Raw genomic sequence first — 20,174 nt, 5'->3', positions numbered from 1 at the left:
TAGGGTGCCCGATGTGGATATTTCACAATATTACGGAGACTGACCATGAAAGCCCTGATCGCATTGATAACCGCCGCCACTTTCAGCCTGGGCACCGCCTCTGCCTTTGCCCGCGACCTGGGCCCGGATGTCGCGCTAAAATTGCGCGATGCCGGGACTATCCAGTCCTTCGAGCAGCTCAATGCCACGGCCTTGGCCAAGCACCCGGGAGCCACGGTGGTCGAGACCGAGCTGGAAGAGGCCTACGGCAAGTACATTTATCAAGTCGAGCTGCGTGACGCCCAGGGCGTCGAATGGGACGTGGAGCTGGACGCCACGACCGGGCAAGTGCTCAAGGATCATCAGGATACGTAATGAAGGCAAAATATCGCGCCTGGGCCATGCTGGCACTGCTTGCCCTCTGTTCGCTGGCGATGGCGCGTGACCTGGATCAGGACGAGGCCCTGCGCTTGCGTCAGGAGGGCTTGATCCTGCCTCTGGAGCACTTGCTGCAACAGGCCCTGGGGCATTACCCCGGGGCCCGCTTGCTGGAAGCGGAGCTGGAGGAAGAGGACGATATCTACGTCTATGAAGTCGAGTTGCTGACCCGCGAAGGCGTGGTGCGCGAACTCGAACTCGATGCCCGCACCGGGCGCTTGCTCAAAGACAAGGAAGACAACTGATGCGCCTGTTGCTGGTCGAGGACAATGTACCACTGGCCGATGAACTGCTGGCGGGCCTGCAGCGCCAGGGCTATGCCGTCGACTGGCTGGCCGACGGGCGCGATGCCCTGTATCAGGGCGCCAGCGAACCCTATGACCTGATTATTCTCGACCTCGGTCTGCCGGGGCTGCCGGGCCTGGACGTGCTCAGGCAATGGCGCGCCGACGGGCTTGCGGTGCCGGTACTGGTGTTGACTGCACGCGGTTCCTGGGCCGAGCGCATCGAAGGGCTCAAGGCCGGGGCCGATGACTACCTGAGCAAGCCGTTTCATCCCGAAGAGCTGCAACTGCGGATCCAGGCACTGTTGCGCCGCTCCAAGGGCCAGCCCAATCAACCGACCCTGGAAGTGGCCGGCCTGCAGCTCGATGAGGGGCGTCAATGCGTCATTCGCGACGGCGAACAGATCCAGCTGACGGCCGCCGAGTTTCGCCTGCTGCGTTATTTCATGCTGCATCCCCAGCGGATTCTTTCCAAAAGCCATCTGGCCGACCATCTCTATGACGGTGAAACCGAGCGCGATTCCAATGTGCTGGAAGTGCATGTCAATCACCTGCGCCGCAAGCTGGGCCGTGAGGTGATTGAAACCCGTCGTGGCCAGGGCTATGTCTACGGCGCCCAGGCGTCGTGAGGTCGATCCAGCGGCGGTTGAGCCTGGGGCTGGCCAGTGTGATCCTGGTGGTCGGGCTGGGGTTGGCGCAGACCAGCCTGTGGCTGTTCGAGAGCGGGCTCAAGCGCTATCTGCAAGATGAGCTGCGCAACGACAGCGAAAGCCTGCTGGTGGCCCTGGTCCGTGGCCCGGCGGGCATCCAGCTGGATGAACAGCGCTTGTCGCCGGCCTATCAACGGCCGTTTTCGGGGCATTACTTTCGTATCGACTTTGCCGGCAACCACTGGCGCTCGCGCTCCTTGTGGGATGCCGAGCTTGAACAGCCGGCCAGCCCCGGTCTGCTCGACACCCTGCAGCAGGGGCCGGAAGATCAGCAACTGCTGGTACTGCGCTCGGACTACCGGCGCCTGGGCCAGGCGATCTCCATTACCGTTGCCCAGGACTACAGCCCGCTACGGGAGAATTTTGCCCGGGTGCAGCGGATCGGTTTCGGGCTTGGCCTGCTCGGCTTGCTCATGATTGTTCTGCTGCAACGCCTGACTGTGCGTGGCGCACTGCGTCCCTTGGAGCGCGCACGCGAACAGATCGCCCAACTGCAGCAGGGCCAGCGCTCGCAGCTCGATACCCAGGTGCCGGTCGAGTTCGAGCCCCTGGTGGCGCAGATCAATCATTTGCTGGTGCATACCGAGGCGAGCCTGACCCGCTCGCGCAATGCCCTGGGGAACCTGGGGCATGCGCTGAAGACGCCGCTGGCGGTGCTGGGCAGTGCGGTGCAAGGTCCGGCCCTGGATCAGCATCCCGAACTGCGGCGCGTGCTGCGCGAGCAGTTGGAACAGATCCAACAGCGCTTGGGCCGCGAACTCAATCGCGCACGACTGGCCGGCGAGGCCTTGCCGGGTGCGCGATTCGACTGCGACCGCGAGCTGCCGGCGCTGTTCGCCACCCTGCAGATGATGCATGGTGGCCATCTGGATCTGAGCTGGCAGGCGCCGACGGGGCTGGGCCTGCCCTGGGATCGGGAAGATCTGCTGGAGCTGCTCGGCAATCTGCTGGACAACGCCTGCAAGTGGGCCGATAGCCAGGTCCGGCTGAGCGTCGAAACCCTGCCGGGCGGTTATCGCCTGAGTGTCGAGGATGATGGCCCGGGAATCCCGGCCAGCCAGCGTGACAAGGTTTTTGGTCGTGGCGCACGGCTGGACGAGCACACCCAAGGCCACGGCCTGGGGCTGGGGATCGTGCGCGATATTGTCGAGGCCTGGGGCGGCCGCTTGAGTTTGCGCGACAGCGAGCTGGGTGGGTTGCGGGTGGATGTCGAGCTGGAGAAAACCCTCTCGCCGTAGCCATGGTACGGCGAGAGGGTGAGTGCCCTAGACGCGGAACTGGTCCATCAAGCCTTGCTGGTGATTGGCCAGGCTGTTGAGCGCCTGGCTGACCCGCGCCGACTCGTTGGCCTGCTCGGACAGCGACTCAGTGACATCGCGAATGCTCGTCACATTGCCATTGATCTCTTCGGCCACGGCGCTCTGCTCTTCGGCGGCGCTGGCAATCTGCAGGTTCATATCGGTAATTACCGTAACGGCATTGCCGATCTGTTGCAGCGCGGTCACGGCGTGGCTGACCTGGTCGACGCTGTCCTGGGCCTGGCGATGGCTGTTGCCCATGGACTCGACTACATCGCGGGTGCCGGCCTGCAATTGTTCGATCACCTGGCGGGTTTCCTCCACCGACTCCTGGGTGCGGCGAGCCAGGTTGCGCACCTCATCGGCGACCACGGCAAAGCCGCGTCCGGCTTCCCCGGCCCGGGCCGCTTCAATGGCCGCGTTGAGGGCCAGCAGGTTGGTCTGCTCGGCGATGGCACGAATCACTTCCAGGACCGAGCCGATTTTCTCGCTATTGGCCGACAACCCTTCGACTTCGCCCATGGCATCGCTCATGTCGGCGGCCAGATGGCCAATGCTGGCCGTGGTGCGATCAATGACCTTGAGCCCCTCCTGCGTCGCCTGGTCCGCTTCGCGGGCGGCCTGGGCCGCCTGGGCGGCGCTGCGTGCGACATCCTGCGCCGTGGCGCTCATTTCGTGGGAGGCGGTGGCCACCTGATCGACCTGGCGGTACTGCTGCTCCATGCCGGCGCTGGTCTGGCTGGCGATGGCGGCCGACTGGTCGGCGGTGCCACGGGCGTCCTGGACGGTGCGCTTGACCTCGGCAATCACCGGTTGCAGCTTGTCGAGAAAACGGTTGAACCAGCCCGCCAGTTCGCCCAGCTCATCGCGTTTGGCGTAGTCCAGGCGGCGTGTCAGGTCGCCTTCGCCACTGGCGATATCTTCGAGCATATGGGCCACGGCGAGGATCGGCCGGGTCACGCTGCGGGCCATCAGCCAGATCAGCAGCAGGCCGAGCACCGCAGCCAGCAGACCCAGGGTCAATTCGATCAGGGTGCTTTCGTGGTTGCTTGCGTCCAACTGGTTTTTGAGGTGCTCGGCGGGGCCGACCAGCACCGGCTCCGGCACGTCGAGCAGCACGCCCCATGGCTTGCCATTGGGGATGGGCAGGAAGGGCGCCAGAATTTTCAGATTGCCATGGCTGCGCAGGCTTTGCGGCTCCAGGCCACGGGTGAGCAGGCCGAGCAGTTGTGGACCATCGGCGCCATCGACCTGGACCAGGCGCTGGCCGAGTTTGCCGGCATCGGCACTATGGCCGGCGAGCAGGCCCAGCGGGCTGATGATGCTGACGTGGGTCTGGCCGTCGTACAGCTTGGCACTGGCCTGCTGGCTCAGGGTCTGCAGGCTGTTGAGGTTGATGTCCACCGACAGCGAGGCAATGACTTTGCCGTCATCCATCAACGGGAAGACGATGCTGGTCATCAGCACGTTCTGGCCATTGATCTCGTAGAAGTAGGGTTCGATCACGCAGGGCTTGAGGGTGCTGCGCGGGCAGGTGAACCAGGCATTGTTCGCCTCGCCGCTGGGGCCGGCGCTGGTATCGGCGATATCGCGCTCGGGCAGGCTCATGGCGGTGATCTGGCCGGGGATCGGTTGCGACCAGTAGAGTGCAAAGCGCCCCTTTTCATTGCTGCCCAGATCTTTCTGGTCAACAAACAACTCATCCTTGCCATCCAGGGCATTGGCTTCGAAGACCAGGGACAGGCCCAGCAGCTCCGGATTATTCTGCAAGGCGGTCTTGACCTGGCGGGTCAGGTCTTCGCGCAGGTCGAAGGCGTCGAGAAAACGTTTTTCCGCCTGCTCGCGCAAAAACAGGACCTGGCGGGAGAAGCCGCTGCCGTATTGGTAGGCGTCCATGAACTGGCGGCGAATACCCAAGGCCTGGACTTCGCCCTGGGCCTCGATGCGCGCCTGGGCCGAGCTGTCGAGCATCTGCGCGCTGGCGGCTTTGACCTGGTCGGCGTTGTGTTCCATGCGATAGAGCGACAGGCCCACCAGCAGGCTGACGATACCCAGCAGGCACAGCCCGGCGAGGAGGGTGATCTTCCATTGAATGGAGAGTTGTCGAAGAAACATGGGTCCATCCTTGAGCAGTTAGGCAAGGTAATAGCGGATTGTAACGACATAAGAATCTGTTTCTTTATGTAATGCGGCAAATCAGTACGAACTTGGCACTATTACGCTAGGAAAATTGAAGGATTGTCGGACGAACGCTGATGACAAGCGCGTATTTTCCTTTAAATGATCATTGGGCAACTTTGGTCGGGTGGCGGGTCCAGCGCTTTGACAAGCTGTCGGACCTGCTGCAAAGTGCGCGCCCTCGAATAAAAAACCTCCTTTAGTTCGGCAACTGCCTATGCGGTTCGTGGCCGAAGCCATCACTTATTGCTGTTGTTTCTGGTTGTGGAGTAACAAAGATGAATGCAGTCATCGCTGCGGTCGGCATCATGCTGGTCCTCAGCCTGTCCCGTGTGCACGTGGTCATCGCACTGATCGTCGGTGCCATTGCGGGTGGTCTGGTCGGAGGGCTGGGCATGGCCGACACGCTCAAGGCCTTCAATGCCGGCCTGGGTGGCGGTGCTACTGTTGCATTGTCGTACGCCTTGCTCGGCGCCTTCGCGGTGGCGATTGCCAAGTCGGGCCTGGCCCATGCCCTGGCGGACAAGGCGCTGGCGATGGTTGGCCGGCAAGAGGCGGCGGGCGGCGGCGGGATGAAATGGCTGTTGATCGGTCTGCTGCTGGTCGTGGCGATCTGCTCGCAGAATGTCCTGCCGATTCATATCGCCTTTATTCCGTTGCTGGTGCCGCCGCTGCTCTATGTATTGACCAAGTTGGAACTTGATCGACGTCTGATCGCCTGTGTCATGACCTTTGGCTTGATTACGCCGTACATGTTTTTGCCGGTCGGCTTTGGCAATATTTTCCTTAACCAGATCCTGCTGGCCAATGTCAGTAAAAGTGGTGTGGACATTAGCCAGGTCAATGTGAGCCAGGCCATGGCCATCCCCGCCCTGGGGATGTTGGTGGGGCTGTTGACGGCGGTTTTTATCAGCTATCGCAAGAAGCGCCGTTATGACTTGAAGAAGATCGAACAGGCCGAGCAGGTGGCGGTGCAGTACAACCCCTTGACCCTGCTGGTCGCCGGCGTGGCGATTGCGGCAGCGTTCGTGATCCAGTTGCTGCTGGACTCGATGATTGTCGGTGCACTGGCCGGCTTCCTGATCTTCTCGGTTTCCGGAGTTGTGCGTTGGCGCGAGACCGACGATCTGTTTACCGAAGGCATGAAAATGATGGCGATGATCGGCTTTATCATGATCGCCGCCTCGGGGTTTGCCGAAGTGATGAAGGCCACGGGGGAGGTCAAGACGCTCGTTGAATCCTCGGCCAGCTGGATTGGCCATAGCCGTGGCGTTGGTGCGTTGCTGATGTTGCTGGTGGGGTTGCTGGTGACGATGGGCATCGGTTCGTCGTTTTCGACCGTGCCGATTCTGGCCGCGATTTTTGTGCCGCTGTGCGTGCAACTGGGCTTTAGCCCGCTGGCGATTGTCTGCATCGTGGGCACGGCTGGGGCGTTGGGTGATGCCGGCTCACCGGCCTCGGATTCGACCCTGGGGCCGACCTCGGGCCTGAATATCGATGGCCAGCACCACCATATCTGGGACACCGTGGTACCGACCTTCCTGCATTACAACCTGCCACTGCTGCTGTTTGGCTGGGTGGCGGCGATGGTGCTCTAACGCTTCTTTCAGACGGCGGCCATCGCCCGGTGGGAGCCGGGTGGCCGCTCGAGCATGTTGAGTGCAGGGTGTTTGCTCTGGGCGTCAGCCTGGCCCGGTCTTACTGATCGCCGCCGTGCTTAAGGTCGCGCATCAGCAGGCCATAGGCCAGGTCGACCTGATCGGGGATCGGCAAGTACACGGTATGCCCGTCGCCCGGTGCGACGTCGATGGCTTCGCCGCGGGCGTTGTGCAGTTGGTTCAGGTCGAAGTGGAAGTTGCCCTTGGGGGTCATCAGTTCCAGGTGGTCGCCCACTGCGAAGCGGTTCTTGACCTTGACCTCGGCCAGCCGGTCACGGCGCTCGCCGGTCAGTTCGCCGACAAACTGCTGACGCTCGGAAACCGAGCTGCCGTTCTGGTAGTTCTGATATTCGTCATGCACATGGCGGCGCAAAAAGCCTTCGGTGTAGCCACGCTGGGCCAGTGACTCCAGGTCGGTCATCAGGTGGCGGTCGAATTCGCGGCCAGCCACGGCGTCGTCGATGGCCTGACGGTAGACCTGGGTGGTACGCGCGCAATAGAAGTGCGATTTGGTGCGCCCTTCGATCTTCAGCGAGTGCACGCCCATTTTCGTCAGGCGCTCGACATGCTGTACGGCGCGCAGATCCTTGGCATTCATGATGTAGGTGCCGTGTTCATCCTCGAAGGCCGGCATCAGCTCGTCGGGGCGATTGGCCTCCTGTAAAAGAAACACTTGATCGGTCGGGGCGCCAATGCCCAGGGTGGGCTCGGCGATGGCCGGGTCGAAGCGCTGGACAATATCGCCGACGGCATTTTCGCTGGCCTCCTGGGCGGAGTATTTCCAGCGGCAGGCGTTGGTGCAGGAACCCTGGTTGGCATCGCGCTTGTTCATGTAGCCCGACAGCAGGCAGCGCCCCGAATAGGCCATGCACAAGGCGCCATGGACAAAGACTTCCAGCTCCATGTCTGGCACCTGCTGGCGGATCTCGGCGATTTCCTCCAGGGACAGTTCGCGCGACAGGATGATCCGGCTCAGGCCCATCTGCTGCCAGAACTGCACGCTGGCCCAGTTCACCGTGTTGGCCTGCACGGAAAGGTGAATCGGCATCTGTGGGAAGTGTTGACGCACCAGCATGATCAGCCCTGGGTCGGACATGATCAACGCGTCCGGGCCCATGGCGATCACCGGCTCCAGGTCTTTGAGGAAGGTGCGCAGCTTGGCGTTGTGCGGCGCGATATTGACCACTACGTAGAAGCGCTTGCCCTGGCTCTGGGCTTCGGCGATCCCCAGTGCCAGGTTGGCATGGTCGAACTCGTTGTTGCGCACCCGCAGGCTGTAGCGAGGCTGGCCGGCATAGACCGCATCGGCGCCGTAGGCAAAGGCGTAGCGCATGTTCTTCAGGGTGCCGGCAGGCGCGAGGAGTTCGGGGGAGGCAAGGGGCATGGTCGGATCGTTCGCAAAAGGTCGCGATATTAATGGGCTGGAGAGTGGGTTTTATTGACCTGGATCAGGTGGCCCTGAACCAATGCGGCGCGTGTGCGGACTAACGATCAGGCGCACTGCGGCGCCTGGCCGACCGGGACTGTCCATGAACGAAAACACCCTGCAATTTAAGACGCTGATCCTGCTGCTGGTGCTGGTGAGCATGGCTTTTGTCTGGATCCTGCTGCCGTATTACGGCGCGGTGTTCTGGGCGGTGATCCTGGGGATTGTCTTTGCACCGTTGCAGCGGCGTCTGCTCGCGCGGTTCAACGGCAGGCGCAACCTGAGTTCGTTGTGTACGCTGGGCATCTGCCTGGTGATCGCGATTCTGCCGGTGATCGTGGTCAGCGCGCTGCTGGTACAAGAAGGCACAACGCTCTACAAGAATATCGAGAGCGGCCAGCTGGATATCGCCGGCTACCTGGAGCATTTCAAGGGCCTACTGCCATCCTATGCGCAACACTGGCTGGACCGCCTGGGCATGGGCAACTTCGAGGGCTTGCGCGACAAGATTGCCAAGGGGGCGATGCAGGGCAGTCAGTACTTCGCCAGCCAGGCGTTCAGCTTCGGCCAGGGCACCCTGGATTTTGTGGTGAGCTTTTTCATCATGCTCTACCTGTTGTACTTCCTCCTGCGCGACGGCGCTGAGCTGGCCCGCAAGGTGCGCGCCGCGGTGCCCCTGGCGGAGCCGCAGAAACGCCGGTTGCAACTGAAATTCAATCGGGTGGTGCGCGCTACGGTCAAGGGCAACCTGCTGGTTGCGGTGACCCAAGGTGCACTCGGCGGGTTGATTTTCTGGTTTCTCGATATTCCCAGCGCGCTGCTCTGGGCGGTCTTGATGGCGTTTCTATCACTGCTGCCGGCGGTGGGCGCTGGGATTGTCTGGGCCCCGGTGGCGGTGTATTTCCTGCTGAGCGGGGCGATTTGGCAGGGGGTGCTGCTGTCGCTGTTCGGGGTGTTCGTGATTGGGCTGGTGGACAATGTGTTGCGCCCGATCCTAGTGGGCAAGGACACCCGGATGCCCGACTACCTGATCCTGATCAGTACCCTGGGCGGGCTGGCGGTGTTTGGCCTGAACGGCTTTGTGATTGGCCCGCTGATCGCCGCGCTGTTTATGTCCAGTTGGGCGATCTTTGCGCAGACCAAGAAGCAGGTAAGGCTGCCGGGCTAACTTCAGTCGCGGCACCGCAGCAGCGCGTCGATATCGGCCGCCACGATCAGGGGCAGGTGCTGACTGATGGTCTCGATCGGCCAGTCCCACCAGGCCAGCGCCTGCAAGGCGGCGATCTGCTCGGGGCTGAAGCGCTGCTTGAGCGGTTTGGCCGGGTTGCCACCGACAATGGTGTAGGCCGGTACATCGGCGGTGACCACCGAGCGTGCGGCCACAATGGCGCCGTTGCCGATCTGTACGCCCGGCATGATCAAGGCTTCGTAGCCGATCCAGACATCGTTGCCGATCACCGTATCGCCCTTGTAAGGCAGCTCGGCCAGCGTCGGCATCACCTGTTCCCAACCGCCGCCGAAGATCTGGAACGGGTAGGTCGAGGCCCCGGCCATTTTGTGATTGGCGCCATTCATGATGAATTTGAGGTCGCGGGCCAGGGCGCAGAATTTGCCGATGATCAGTTTGTCGCCGATAAACGGGAAGTGGTAAAGCACGTTGCGCTCGAAGTTTTCCGAGTCCACCGGGTCGTCGTAATAGGTGTAGTCGCCAATGCTGATATGGGGGTTGTCGACGGTATTACGGATAAAACACACCTGGGGAAAGCCTGCCATGGGGTGCTTGTTGCGCGGGTCCGGGCCGTACATCCGTGTCTCCTCGGGTGGTGTGGGCGTTTACCTGAAACTGTAGGACACGCCGGCATAGATGCCGCGTCCTTCGCCCGGTGTGGAGCGCGCCAGATCGGCGCCCTTGTCGTTGTAGCCGGGGGTGACCGTGGCGGCGTAGCGCTCGCCGCTCAGGTTGCGCAGGTCGAGCCAGGTGTGCCAGTCCTGTTGGGGCGAGGCATAGCCCAGGGTCGCGCCATAGAGGTGGTAGGACGAGGCATAGCGCGAATTGGCGTAGTCCACGGCGATGCGCGAAGCCAGTTGGGTGTTGAGCCCCACATAGAAACCGAGAGGATGGTCGTAGCGGATCTCTGCTTGGTAGTAGTGCTGTGGGATGCCCGGCAGGCGGTTGTCGCCAAAGGCGGCATCGTCGCGGTAGTGGAAGTCGCTGAAGGTGTAGGCCTGGCGCAGCGCGAGCTTGCCGACATCGGCCCGTTGCCAGAGCAGGCTGTCCAGGCTGGCTTCGATGCCCTGGTGCACGGTGGGGCTGGCATTGCGTTCGCTTTGGACCGTGCTGCCGTTGGGTTCCAGGGTTTCGACATTGAGCAGTTCATGGTGCACCGCCGCGTAGTAGGCGGCGATATCCCAGTGGCCCGGGGCAGCCTCCCCGCGGGCACCGATTTCCAGGGTGGTCGCGGTCTGATTGCGTAGCTCGATCGGCGTGCTTTGCAGGTTGGCAGACGGCCCCGCCGCAGCCGGGAAGCGCAAGCCGCCGCTCCAGATCAGCGCCCACGGGTGGGGTGGCTCGACCGAACGGGACAGGTTGGTGTAGACCTGCAGTTGCGGGCTGAACTCATAACGCAGGCCGAGGCGCGGGGCGTAGTCCCAGTCGTGCTGGCTGACCTTGCCGCCAGTGGTCGGGTAGCTCACCGCGCTTTCGCGGCGGGTGTAGATCAGCGCCAGGCCACTGCTCAGCCAGAGATCGGGGACCAGTTCCAGGTCATTACCCGCATGCAGCACACTATCGGAGCCCTGGTAGCTGAAATCCCGGGTACGGGTGCCTACCGGGTAGGTGGCGGTCGTGCCTTCCGGGACGCGCACAAATTCCGATGCGCCGCTATTGGGCAGGTGTTTGGTCGAGCGCAGGCCCAGGGTGCTTTGGCTTTGTAGGCCGAACAGCGTGTCGCGGCGGCTGTAGTTCAGGCTGGCGCTGATATCGGTGTAGGCGACTTTCAGGCGATTGGGGCCTTCGCGCAGGTCCATCGGGTAATCGTGGTAGACCAGGCCGGCTTCGAGCTTGGCGTCGTCATCCAGATAGAAGGTGGTCTTGTTGCCCAGCCAGGTACTGCCTGGTTGCGGGCGACTGGCATCGCGCCGGAGGTAGGCCGGATTGGCCGACCGTGGCGCGTGCTTGATCTGCGCCTGGGTGACCCGCCCGGCCAATTCGTTGTCGGTTTCGCGGTAGCGCAGATAGAAACGGGTTTCCAGGTTCGGATTGAAGCGGTAGCCGATATTGGCGGCAATCCCCTTGCTGCTACCTCGGGTGTGGTCCTGATAACCGTCGGTGTCGGAATCGGTCAGGGCGACGTAGTAATCCAGATCGCCGAGAACCTGGCCGGAGCTGATCTGGCGCTTGCGATAGCCATAGCTGCCGGTCTCGTAGCGCACCTGTAACGGCGCGGCGTCGCGACCGGTATGGGTGATGTAGTCAATGGCGCCGCCCAGGGCCAGTGCGCCCTTGTCGAAGCCGTTGGCCCCGCGCAGCACCTCCACCCGGCTAAGCCACAGGGGTTCGAACAGCTCGTAGGGGGTGCCGCCGGGACCGGTCAGCGGCAGACCGTCGAAGGTGACATAGACGCCGGAGCCGTGGCTGCCCGGTGCGCGGTTGATCCCCGAGCCACGGATGGAAACCTTGGCGCCATCATTGCCGGCCGACTGGGCGTAGATTCCCGGTTGGTAGGCCAGCACATCCTGATTGCCGGCGACACGGCCACGCTCGACCTGTTCGAGGTCGATCAGGTTGCTGGCCCCTGGGGTTTGTTCCAAGCGCGCGCGGGCGTTGTCCAGCTCACTGCTTTCATCACTGCGCACCTGCACGGCACCCAGTTCGACGCTGGTCGCACTGGCCGGCAGGGGAGTGACACAGAGCAGAGCGAGGGGCAGCAAAGACGGTAGGCGGGCACGCATCGACGGGTTCCAGAGGCAGGCGCATAGGCAAGCCGCGCAGCCTATCGCCTTGAAGAATCGTTCGCAACAAACAGGTTGTGGTCCGCCGTCGGTGCCTCGGGCACGCTGACCTGTCGGTCGGGCGCCTGCCATACAGGGAACGTGAACAGCTCGCTGTGGCGACTTGCTGATGGATCGTACGGATGACTTCGCGCTCGCAGGGGCGTTGCCTGAGGCTTATGCGCTGACGCCATGTCGCTGGCCATAGCGCGCAAGACCACGGGCCTGGGGGACCACGACATTGCCACTGCCGACGATAAAAAAGCGCTCGAGCCCGGGGATGACGACGCTGACCAGGGAGGTACCCGACTCCGAGCGGTACAGGGTGCAGACGCCCAGTTCGCGCCGGTGGGCGCGCAGGTCCTGGGCCAGGCGGGTGATCTGGCGGCGCAGGGACGGCAAGGCTTCGTCAGCGGGCAGTGCGACCCATGAGGACGGGCGTGAAAGTAGGTAGTGGGTATCGAACAACTGGCAGCGTTGCAGCCTGGGGAACGCGGCGAGGTTGTGTTGTGCCTCGACCAGGCTCTGGCGCACGGCCTCGTGCTGTGTGGCCAGGTGCAGCTGGACCAGTTCGCTCAGGGCGTGGCTGAGTGCCGAGTGGGCGTTGAGTGACGTGCCCGAGCCGAACACACAGGCGTGGGGATATTCGGTGCGGGTAAAAGCCAGGTAAGTCTTGGCGGCGAACTCGCTGCTGATAGTGAGCACCACGACTTCGGTATCCAACTGCCGCTCCACGTCATGCCACAGCTGCCCCAGAGGGCTTGCCGAATCGACCGGAAGCACGCGGTGCAGCGGTACGTCATGGCCATAGTAGAAATGTGCCAGCAGGAACAGCGAGACCGCATCGCGGCCGATGCATTCATTGATGCCGTGCAGTACCGCTTCGTCGTGGGTCGCGCCAATGGCGGTCCCGCTATCGCTGCTGTAGCGCCTCAGCGCGCGGTAGTCGAAGTGGTCTTCGGGCAGGGGGCTGTCGGCATAGTGGGGCTGAGTAAGAATCAGCGGATAGGAGAAGCTCTTGCCATCCAGGGGATTACTGTAGTGTCGGCAAGCCAATGTGCAGGGTGACTGTTGTGTAATGAGGTCCAGCAGGCTGTCGTCAAATAAAAAGCCCAGTTGTTTGAAGTAACTATTACTTTGATAGTGAATGTGGGTGTCCTGATAGTGATGTTCGATCAAGTAATGTTCGAGGGCTTCATACAAGGCACCGACCAAGGCGGCGTGTTTATAACCCTTGCCCGAACCCGATGAATAACGCTCCGCCAATATCGATCTGAGTTGGACATGGGCAAAGACAAGCCTGTCGCCGTACTCGGCAATATCGGCCTGCAGGTTCAAGCGGTTCAGCTCGTAGAGTATCTGCTGATGCGCTTGGTTTAGCGGGCGCTCGCGCTCGGGTGGCGGACTGAGTGTATTCATGCCATCTCTGGATAGGTTGAGGGCGGGCGTGGTTTTCCCCGCAGATTTAACCGGCGCTCTGTTCCAGCTCTCTTTCATTTCGGTTGGCGACAGCATTGGCGAGCCACGACAGCATGTAGCTCATAAATAAAATTACATGACTAGGTATCTGATTGTGCTTGCATCAACCACTTACATTTGAGTGTGGCGCGCCGAAATTTAGGCGGCGATGAAAGTTACTGTCAATAAACGCTTTGTTGGGTATTGGTTGTGACGCGTTTAGCTGTGTTGGTTGGTATTGTAGGAATAGGTTTGTATAACTTTTATAGGTGCGTAAATTTGTGTGTGGCGGGCGAGGGCGTCGTGCCGATGCTGGCTTGCGCTTGCCTGGAGTGGCGCAGTGATGGGTTGGGATGTTTATCCGATCCGGCCAGGCCAGGCGGCTGGACTTCGTGGTGTGTAGACGCAGAGGTCTCGTGCGGGCGAAAAAAAACCCCGCCGAGTCGCCTCGTGCGGGGTGTCTTGGGTTCGACAGTGATGCTTAGCCTGCCAGTACCGCCTGCTGAACCAGTTCCAGCAACGGTTGCGGGTAGATGCCGAGGAAGAACGCGAGTACCGCAATCGCCAGCAACATCACGCCACCGGCACGTTGTTCCCAGTGCAACTGGGCATCGTGGCGACGCAGGTTGGGTTCGATCAGGTACAGGGTCACCATCACGCGCAGGTAGTAGAACACGCCGATGGCGCTACCGATGATCAACGAACCGAGCAACCACCACTGCTTCGACTCGACGCCGGTGGCAATGATGTAGAACTTGCCGATAAAGCCGGCGGTCAGCGGGATACCGGCCAGGGACAGCATCATCACGGTCAGCACGGCGGTCAGGTACGGACGACGCCAGAACAGGCCGCGGTACTCGTACAGGGCGTCGGCGTCACGGCCTTTGTAGGGCGAGGACATCAGCGTGATCACGCCGAATGCACCCAGGCTGGTGATCACGTAGGTGACCAGGTACACGCCCATGGCTTCCACGGCCAGACCTTTGCTCGCCACCAGGGCGATCAGCAGGTAGCCGAAGTGGGCGATGGACGAGTAACCCAGCAGACGCTTGAGGTTGCTCTGGGTCAGGGCCAGCAGGTTACCGATCAGGATCGAAGCCACTGCAATCACGGCCAGGACATCGCTCAGTACGCCACTGTTGGCCGCAGGCGAGAGCTGGAACAGACGCACCATGACCGCGAAGACCGCCACTTTGCTCGCTGTGGCCAGGAACGCCGCGACCGGCGCCGGGGCACCTTCGTAGACGTCCGGGGTCCAGAGGTGGAACGGCACCAGGGACAGCTTGAACGCCAGGCCGACCAGCATCATGGCCAGGCCAAGCTGGGCCAGTGGGGCGGGCATGCCGGTGGCGGCCAGGGCGTGGCCGATGCCGCTGAAGCTCAGGCTGCCGGCTTCGGCGTACAGCAGCGCCATGCCGAACAACAGGAACGCGGAACCGGCAGCCGACAGCACCATGTACTTGATGCCGGCTTCCAGGGAGCGCTTGTTGAAGAAGGCATAGGCCACCAGGCCGTAGACCGGTACCGAGAGCAGTTCCAGACCGATAAACAGGCCCGCCAGGTGCTGCGCGCTGACCAGTACCAGGCCACCCAGGGCAGCCAGCAGCATCAGCAGGTACAGCTCTTCGCGGTTACCCGGATAACCCGTGCCGCCATCGCCGAGGTAGGCGTGGGCCAGGGTGACGCAGGCCAGGGTCGCTACCAGGATCAGGGCCATGTATAGGCAGGCGAAGTTGTCGAACTGCAACAGTGGGGTCACTGCCAGGGGCGCAACCTTGAGGGCTGGCAGGATCGACAGCAGGGCCAGATTAAGACCGCCCACCGACAGCAGGAATGTCTGGGAGTGATTGCGGCGCCAGGCGATAGCCAGCATCACCACGACAATGGTGAGGCTGGTAATCAGCAGCGGCGCAAGCGCAATAAAGTGTTGAATCGTCAGGTCCATAGCGCTCTTACCGGGCCGAAGCGAGTTGAGTGAAGGCGGTACCGATCCACTGCTGCACGCCATGCATCGTCGCGGCAGAGGTATCGAGGAACGGTTGCGGGTAGACGCCGATGTAGATCAGCAATACCGCCAGTCCCAGCACCATGATCAGTTCGCGGGCATCCATACCGTGCAGCACCGCGTCCGACTTGGACGGGCCGAAGTAGGCACGGTGAATCATGATCAGCGAGTAGACCGAACCGAACACCAGGCCGCTGGTTGCGATCGCCGTGATCCACGGGGCACTGACAAAGGTGCCGATCAGGATCAGGAACTCGCCGACAAAGTTGCCCGTGCCCGGCAGCCCCAGGGAGGCGGCGGCGAAGAACAGGCTGATGGCCGGCAGGTAGGCGATGCGCGACCACAGGCCGCCCATTTCACGCATGTCACGGGTGTGCAGGCGCTCATACAACTGGCCGCTCAGGATAAACAGCGCGGCGGCCGAGACACCGTGGGCGAGCATCTGGATCACGGCGCCCTGCAGGGCTTGCTGGCTGCCGGAATAGAGACCGATCAGGACGAAGCCCATGTGCGAGACGCTGGAGAAGGCGATCAGACGCTTGATATCGGTCTGGGCGAACGCCAGGAACGCGCCGTAGAAGATCCCGATCAGACCGAGGGTCATGGCGATCGGCGCAAACTCGGCCGAAGCATTCGGGAACAGCGGCAGGGCGAAGCGCAGCAGGCCGTAGGCGGCGGTTTTCAGCAGGATACCGGCCAAGTCCACGGAACCGGCGGTCGGTGCCTGGGCGTGGGCGTCCGGCAGCCAGGAGTGGAATGGCACCACCGGCAGCTTGACCGCGAAGGCGATGAAGAAACCGAGCATCAGGATGTACTCGGTGGTCAACGACATCTTGGTCTTGAGCAGATCGGCGTAGTTGAACGTCAGCACGCCAGTGTCGTTGTAGTTGACCAGTACCAGGCCAAGGATCGCCACCAACATGATCAGGCCGCTGGCCTGGGTGAAGATGAAGAACTTGGTGGCTGCGTAGATCCGGGTCTTCTTACCGTCCGAGGAGCTGTGACCCCAGAGCGCGATGAGGAAATACATCGGCACCAGCATCATTTCCCAGAAGAAGAAGAACATGAACAGGTCGATGGCGAGGAACACGCCGACGACACCGCCCAGGATCCACATCAGGTTCAGGTGGAAGAAACCCACGTGACGCTGGATCTCTTTCCACGAGCACAGCACCGACAACACGCCGAGCAGGCCGGTCAGCAGGATCATCAGCAGCGACAGGCCATCGAGCGCCAGGTGGACGCTGATGCCGAAGCGTTCGATCCAGATGTGCTTGAACTCCAGCGCCCAGGCCGGATCGGCGCCAGGCGCCGGGGCCAGTGTGTAGTTGCCGTGGGCCCACAGCCAGAGGCCGAGCGCGAGTTCCAGGGACATGGTCAGCAACGCAATCCAGCGTGGCAGGGTGGAGCCGAAGCGCTCACCCAGCCAGCACAGCAGGCCGCCGATAAAGGGGATCAGGATTAGCCAAGGCAGAATCATGACGGGCTCAATTCCTTTCGCAATTTCGCAAGGTTCATATCAGACCGCTACCAGTACGACGGCGCCAAGCACCAGCACCGCACCGGCTGCAATCGACGCGGCATACCAACGCAGTTGACCGGTCTCGGTACGGCTCAGGGCATCGTGTCCACCCTTGGCCATGCGCGGGATCAGGCCAATGGTCTGGTCAAGCGGGTCTTTGCGCAGCATGTGGCTGATCATCAGGTACGGCTTGACGAACAGCTTGTCGTAGATCCAGTCGAAGCCCCAGGCGGCGAACCACCAGGCCGACAGCACGCGACCGATACCACTGTTGGCGATGGCGCTGACGAAGCGGCGCTTGCCCAGGAACAGCAGGGCCGCCAGCAGGATACCGGCCAGGGCGATGGCGCCCGAGGCGATTTCCAGGCTGTGCTTGGCGTCGCCGCCGGCATGGCCGACGCTCTGCGGCAGCACACCGTGCAGGGGCGGAACGATCATGGCGCCGACAAAGGTCGACAGCACAATCAGCACCGACAGCGGCAGCCAGTGGGCAATGCCATGGCCCGCGTGGGCTTCGGTCTTGGCTTCACCGTGGAATGCGATGAAGATCAGGCGGAAGGTGTACAGCGAGGTCATGAATGCACCGACCAGGCCGGCGTACAGCAGGCCGTGGTTGCCGCTGGCAAAGGCCTCCCAGAGGATCTCGTCCTTGGAGTAGAAGCCGGCGGTCACCAGTGGCAGGGCCGAGAGCGCCGCGCCGCCGACGATGAAGCTGGCGTAGGCCAGTGGCAGTTTCTTCCACAGACCGCCCATCTTGAAGATGTTCTGCTCGTGATGGCAGGCCACGATCACCGCACCGGAAGCGAGGAACAGCAGGGCCTTGAAGAAGGCGTGGGTCATCAGGTGGAAGATCGCGCCGTCCCAGGCACCGACGCCCAGGGCCAGGAACATGTAGCCGATCTGGCTCATGGTCGAGTAGGCGAGGATACGCTTGATATCGGTCTGGACTAGGGCCGCGAAACCGGCCAGGACCAGGGTCACGCCGCCGACCACGCCGACCAGGTGCAGGATGTCCGGTGCCAGGGTAAACAGGCCGTGGGTCCGGGCGATCAGGTAGACACCGGCGGTGACCATGGTTGCGGCGTGGATCAGGGCCGAAACCGGCGTCGGGCCGGCCATCGCGTCCGCAAGCCAGGTCTGCAGCGGCAGTTGTGCCGATTTGCCGACCGCACCACCCAGCAGCATCAGGGTTGCCAGGGTGATCCAGAAATCACCGGCCTGGAACTTCTGCGGGGCCAGTACCAGCAGTTCCTGGACATTGAGCGTGCCCAGTTGCTGAAACAGGATAAACAGGCCGATGGCCATGAACACGTCGCCGATACGGGTGACGATAAAGGCCTTGAGGGCAGCGTTGCCGTTGTTGCGGTTGCTGTAGTAGAAACCGATCAACAGGTAGCTGCACAGGCCCACGCCTTCCCAGCCGAAGTACAGGAACAACAGGTTATCGCCCAGGATCAGGAACAGCATGCTGGCGATAAACAGGTTGGTGTAGGCGAAGAAGCGCGAGTAACCGTCTTCACCGCGCATGTACCACGAAGCGAACAGGTGGATCAGGAAGCCGACGCCGACGACCACGCCGAGCATGGTGACCGACAGGCCGTCCAGATAGAGGGCGAAGTTCGGCGCGAAGCCGTCCACCGACATCCACTGCCACAACACCTGGGTGTAGTGGCCGCCTTCGGGCGGCGCGACGTTGAACTGCCAGATCACCCAGGCGGTGACGATGGCGGACAGGCCGATGGAGCCGACACCGATCAGTGCCGAGAGGTTTTCCGAGAAGCGTCCACGGGAGAACGACAGCAGCAGGAAACCGATCAGGGGGAATACGAAAGTCAGAAAGAGAAGGTTCATCCGCGCATCTCACTGGCAGCGTCGATATCGAGCGTGTGGAAGCGGCGATACAGCTGCAACAGGATCGCCAGGCCAATACTGGCCTCGGCGGCTGCCAGGCTGATCACCAGGATGAACATGACTTGTCCATCCGGTTGCGCCCAGCGGCTGCCGGCCACGATGAATGCCAGGGCGGAGGCATTCATCATGACCTCCAGGCTCATCAGCACGAACAGGATGTTGCGGCGCACCATCAGGCCGACCAGGCCGAGGCAGAACAATACGCCGGCAACTGCCAGGCCGTGTTCTAGAGGGATAGCAGGCATAGTCTTACTCCTTCGCCTCGTTGCGGCCCAGGTGGAAGGCCGTGATGGCTGCAGCCAGCAGCAGCATCGAAGCCAGCTCGACCACCAGCAGATAAGGCCCGAACAGGCTGATGCCCACGGCCTTGGCGTCAATGGTGGTATGGCCGATGCTCACGCCACTTGGGTGGGCGAACAGCACGTAGAGCAGTTCGGCCAGCAGCAGGGCGGCGAGTACCGTCGGTCCACCCCAGATCCCGGGCGTAAGCCAACTGCGCTCCTGCACCACCGCGGCAGGGCCGAGGTTGAGCATCATCACCACGAACACGAACAGGACCATGATGGCGCCGGCGTAGGCGATCACTTCCAGAACGCCGGCGAACGGTGCGCCGAGGCTGAAGAAGGTCATCGCCACGGCGATCAGCGAGATAATCAGGTAGAGCAGGGCGTGCACGGGGTTGGTGTTGGTGACGACGCGAAGCGTGGCCACCACTGCAATACCCGATGCGAAATAGAAAGCGAATTCCATCTTTCTTCCTTAAGGGAGCAAGCTCTTCACGTTGATCGGCTCGGCTTCGTTCTGGGCAGCCCCTTTGGGCTTCCCGGCAACCGCCATACCAGCGACGCGATAGAAGTTGTAGTCAGGGTTCTTGCCGGGGCCGGAGATCAGCAGATCTTCTTTCTCGTAAACCAGGTCCTGACGCTTGAACTCGGCCATTTCGAAATCCGGTGTCAGCTGGATGGCGGTGGTCGGGCAGGCTTCCTCGCAGAGGCCGCAGAAAATGCAGCGCGAGAAGTTGATGCGAAAGAAGTCCGGGTACCAGCGACCGTCTTCGGTCTCGGCCTTCTGCAGCGAGATGCAACCCACCGGGCAGGCCACGGCGCACAGGTTGCAGGCTACGCAGCGTTCCTCGCCGTCGGGGTCGCGGGTCAGGACGATACGACCGCGATAACGCGGCGGCAGGTAGACCGCTTCTTCCGGGTATTGCAGGGTGTCGCGTTTGCGAAAGCCGTGACCGAACACCATCACCAGGCTGCGCAACTGGGTACCGGTACCCTTAACGATGTCACCAATATATTTGAACATGGGTCAAAT

Annotated in this window: 16 protein-coding genes and 2 pseudogenes; 6 read left to right on the top strand and 12 right to left on the bottom strand. The window is 62.1% G+C overall.

The window, feature by feature from the left end; all coding sequences use genetic code 11:
• Nucleotides 1-45: 45 nt before the first annotated feature.
• The 4 genes from NPS46_RS06730 to NPS46_RS06715 are packed head-to-tail and all read left to right on the top strand — an operon-like array spanning nt 46 to nt 2,649.
• Nucleotides 46-354: a PepSY domain-containing protein gene (locus NPS46_RS06730; RefSeq protein WP_274105652.1), complete on the top strand. Its 309-nt coding sequence runs from the start codon at nt 46-48 to the stop codon at nt 352-354.
• Nucleotides 354-662, top strand: a complete 309-nt coding sequence (locus NPS46_RS06725; protein WP_274105651.1) for a PepSY domain-containing protein — start codon at nt 354-356, stop codon at nt 660-662. The genes NPS46_RS06730 and NPS46_RS06725 overlap by 1 nt, the downstream gene beginning before the upstream one ends.
• Nucleotides 662-1,330 (top strand): response regulator transcription factor, encoded by a 669-nt coding sequence (locus NPS46_RS06720; protein WP_274105650.1) that lies wholly within the window; start codon nt 662-664, stop codon nt 1,328-1,330. Before NPS46_RS06725 ends, NPS46_RS06720 begins: the two co-directional genes overlap by 1 nt.
• Nucleotides 1,327-2,649 (top strand): sensor histidine kinase, encoded by a 1,323-nt coding sequence (locus NPS46_RS06715; protein WP_274105649.1) that lies wholly within the window; start codon nt 1,327-1,329, stop codon nt 2,647-2,649. The genes NPS46_RS06720 and NPS46_RS06715 overlap by 4 nt, the downstream gene beginning before the upstream one ends.
• 27 nt (nt 2,650-2,676) lie before the next feature.
• Here the strand turns inward: NPS46_RS06715 and NPS46_RS25275 are convergent.
• Nucleotides 2,677-3,192 (bottom strand): annotated as a pseudogene (locus NPS46_RS25275) (methyl-accepting chemotaxis protein); the annotation flags it as partial.
• A gap of 342 nt (nt 3,193-3,534) precedes the next feature.
• Nucleotides 3,535-4,605: pseudogene (locus tag NPS46_RS25270) on the bottom strand (HAMP domain-containing protein); the annotation flags it as partial.
• Nucleotides 4,606-5,165: 560 nt separating this feature from the next.
• On the opposite strand from NPS46_RS25270, the gene NPS46_RS06705 reads away from it, so the two are divergent.
• Nucleotides 5,166-6,485 carry a Na+/H+ antiporter family protein gene (locus tag NPS46_RS06705; RefSeq protein WP_274105647.1) on the top strand — a complete coding sequence of 440 codons (1,320 nt, stop codon included), beginning with the start codon at nt 5,166-5,168 and terminating at the stop codon, nt 6,483-6,485.
• Between the two features lie 100 nt (nt 6,486-6,585).
• On the opposite strand, the gene yegQ is transcribed toward NPS46_RS06705, so the two are convergent.
• Nucleotides 6,586-7,929 (bottom strand): tRNA 5-hydroxyuridine modification protein YegQ, encoded by a 1,344-nt coding sequence (gene yegQ, locus NPS46_RS06700; protein WP_274105646.1) that lies wholly within the window; start codon nt 7,927-7,929, stop codon nt 6,586-6,588.
• Nucleotides 7,930-8,074: 145 nt separating this feature from the next.
• On the opposite strand from yegQ, the gene NPS46_RS06695 reads away from it, so the two are divergent.
• On the top strand, nt 8,075-9,139 hold the full coding sequence (locus tag NPS46_RS06695; protein ID WP_274105645.1) for an AI-2E family transporter: 1,065 nt from the start codon (nt 8,075-8,077) through the stop codon (nt 9,137-9,139).
• Nucleotides 9,140-9,141: 2 nt separating this feature from the next.
• Here the strand turns inward: NPS46_RS06695 and NPS46_RS06690 are convergent, their stop codons facing one another.
• From NPS46_RS06690 to nuoI, 9 genes are all read right to left on the bottom strand, one after another.
• Nucleotides 9,142-9,777, bottom strand: coding sequence for a Vat family streptogramin A O-acetyltransferase (locus NPS46_RS06690; protein ID WP_274105644.1), 636 nt, complete (start codon nt 9,775-9,777; stop codon nt 9,142-9,144).
• A 27-nt stretch (nt 9,778-9,804) separates the two neighbouring features.
• Nucleotides 9,805-11,922: a TonB-dependent receptor family protein gene (locus tag NPS46_RS06685; RefSeq protein WP_274105643.1), complete on the bottom strand. Its 2,118-nt coding sequence runs from the start codon at nt 11,920-11,922 to the stop codon at nt 9,805-9,807.
• 216 nt (nt 11,923-12,138) lie between these two features.
• Complete coding sequence (locus NPS46_RS06680; RefSeq protein ID WP_274105642.1) at nt 12,139-13,380, bottom strand: YcaO-like family protein; 1,242 nt, start codon at nt 13,378-13,380, stop codon at nt 12,139-12,141.
• A 520-nt stretch (nt 13,381-13,900) separates the two neighbouring features.
• Nucleotides 13,901-15,364 (bottom strand): NADH-quinone oxidoreductase subunit NuoN, encoded by a 1,464-nt coding sequence (gene nuoN, locus NPS46_RS06675; protein ID WP_274105641.1) that lies wholly within the window; start codon nt 15,362-15,364, stop codon nt 13,901-13,903.
• 7 nt (nt 15,365-15,371) lie between these two features.
• Nucleotides 15,372-16,904: an NADH-quinone oxidoreductase subunit M gene (nuoM, locus tag NPS46_RS06670; RefSeq protein ID WP_274105640.1), complete on the bottom strand. Its 1,533-nt coding sequence runs from the start codon at nt 16,902-16,904 to the stop codon at nt 15,372-15,374.
• 39 nt (nt 16,905-16,943) lie between these two features.
• The gene (gene nuoL, locus NPS46_RS06665) at nt 16,944-18,797 is read right to left on the bottom strand and encodes an NADH-quinone oxidoreductase subunit L (RefSeq protein WP_274105639.1); all 1,854 of its coding nucleotides are present in this window, start codon (nt 18,795-18,797) and stop codon (nt 16,944-16,946) included.
• On the bottom strand, nt 18,794-19,102 hold the full coding sequence (gene nuoK / locus NPS46_RS06660) for an NADH-quinone oxidoreductase subunit NuoK (protein ID WP_274105638.1): 309 nt from the start codon (nt 19,100-19,102) through the stop codon (nt 18,794-18,796). The genes nuoL and nuoK overlap by 4 nt, the downstream gene beginning before the upstream one ends.
• 4 nt (nt 19,103-19,106) lie before the next feature.
• Nucleotides 19,107-19,607: an NADH-quinone oxidoreductase subunit J gene (gene nuoJ / locus NPS46_RS06655; protein ID WP_274105637.1), complete on the bottom strand. Its 501-nt coding sequence runs from the start codon at nt 19,605-19,607 to the stop codon at nt 19,107-19,109.
• Nucleotides 19,608-19,616: 9 nt separating this feature from the next.
• On the bottom strand, nt 19,617-20,165 hold the full coding sequence (gene nuoI / locus NPS46_RS06650) for an NADH-quinone oxidoreductase subunit NuoI (protein WP_003174725.1): 549 nt from the start codon (nt 20,163-20,165) through the stop codon (nt 19,617-19,619).
• Between the last annotated feature and the right edge of the window lie 9 nt (nt 20,166-20,174).

The organism is Pseudomonas putida (assembly GCF_028682395.1).
GTDB classification, from domain to species: Bacteria; Pseudomonadota; Gammaproteobacteria; order Pseudomonadales; family Pseudomonadaceae; genus Aquipseudomonas; species Aquipseudomonas putida_AB.
Note: the sequence above shows the minus strand (reverse complement) of the source record. Positions and strands in the feature narration are given on the sequence as shown.

Excerpts from the sequence above, each read along its gene's own strand:
- NPS46_RS06725 (WP_274105651.1), top strand. The coding sequence starts at position 354 with ATGAAGGCAAAATATCGCGCCTGGGCCATGCTGGCACTGCTTGCCCTC.
- nuoK (WP_274105638.1), bottom strand. The coding sequence starts at position 19,102 with ATGCCTGCTATCCCTCTAGAACACGGCCTGGCAGTTGCCGGCGTATTG.
- NPS46_RS06680 (WP_274105642.1), bottom strand. The coding sequence starts at position 13,380 with ATGAATACACTCAGTCCGCCACCCGAGCGCGAGCGCCCGCTAAACCAA.
- NPS46_RS06720 (WP_274105650.1), top strand. The coding sequence starts at position 662 with ATGCGCCTGTTGCTGGTCGAGGACAATGTACCACTGGCCGATGAACTG.
- NPS46_RS06695 (WP_274105645.1), top strand. The coding sequence starts at position 8,075 with ATGAACGAAAACACCCTGCAATTTAAGACGCTGATCCTGCTGCTGGTG.
- NPS46_RS06685 (WP_274105643.1), bottom strand. The coding sequence starts at position 11,922 with ATGCGTGCCCGCCTACCGTCTTTGCTGCCCCTCGCTCTGCTCTGTGTC.
- yegQ (WP_274105646.1), bottom strand. The coding sequence starts at position 7,929 with ATGCCCCTTGCCTCCCCCGAACTCCTCGCGCCTGCCGGCACCCTGAAG.
- NPS46_RS06730 (WP_274105652.1), top strand. The coding sequence starts at position 46 with ATGAAAGCCCTGATCGCATTGATAACCGCCGCCACTTTCAGCCTGGGC.
- NPS46_RS06690 (WP_274105644.1), bottom strand. The coding sequence starts at position 9,777 with ATGTACGGCCCGGACCCGCGCAACAAGCACCCCATGGCAGGCTTTCCC.
- nuoI (WP_003174725.1), bottom strand. The coding sequence starts at position 20,165 with ATGTTCAAATATATTGGTGACATCGTTAAGGGTACCGGTACCCAGTTG.
- nuoL (WP_274105639.1), bottom strand. The coding sequence starts at position 18,797 with ATGAACCTTCTCTTTCTGACTTTCGTATTCCCCCTGATCGGTTTCCTG.
- nuoJ (WP_274105637.1), bottom strand. The coding sequence starts at position 19,607 with ATGGAATTCGCTTTCTATTTCGCATCGGGTATTGCAGTGGTGGCCACG.
- NPS46_RS06705 (WP_274105647.1), top strand. The coding sequence starts at position 5,166 with ATGAATGCAGTCATCGCTGCGGTCGGCATCATGCTGGTCCTCAGCCTG.
- nuoM (WP_274105640.1), bottom strand. The coding sequence starts at position 16,904 with ATGATTCTGCCTTGGCTAATCCTGATCCCCTTTATCGGCGGCCTGCTG.
- nuoN (WP_274105641.1), bottom strand. The coding sequence starts at position 15,364 with ATGGACCTGACGATTCAACACTTTATTGCGCTTGCGCCGCTGCTGATT.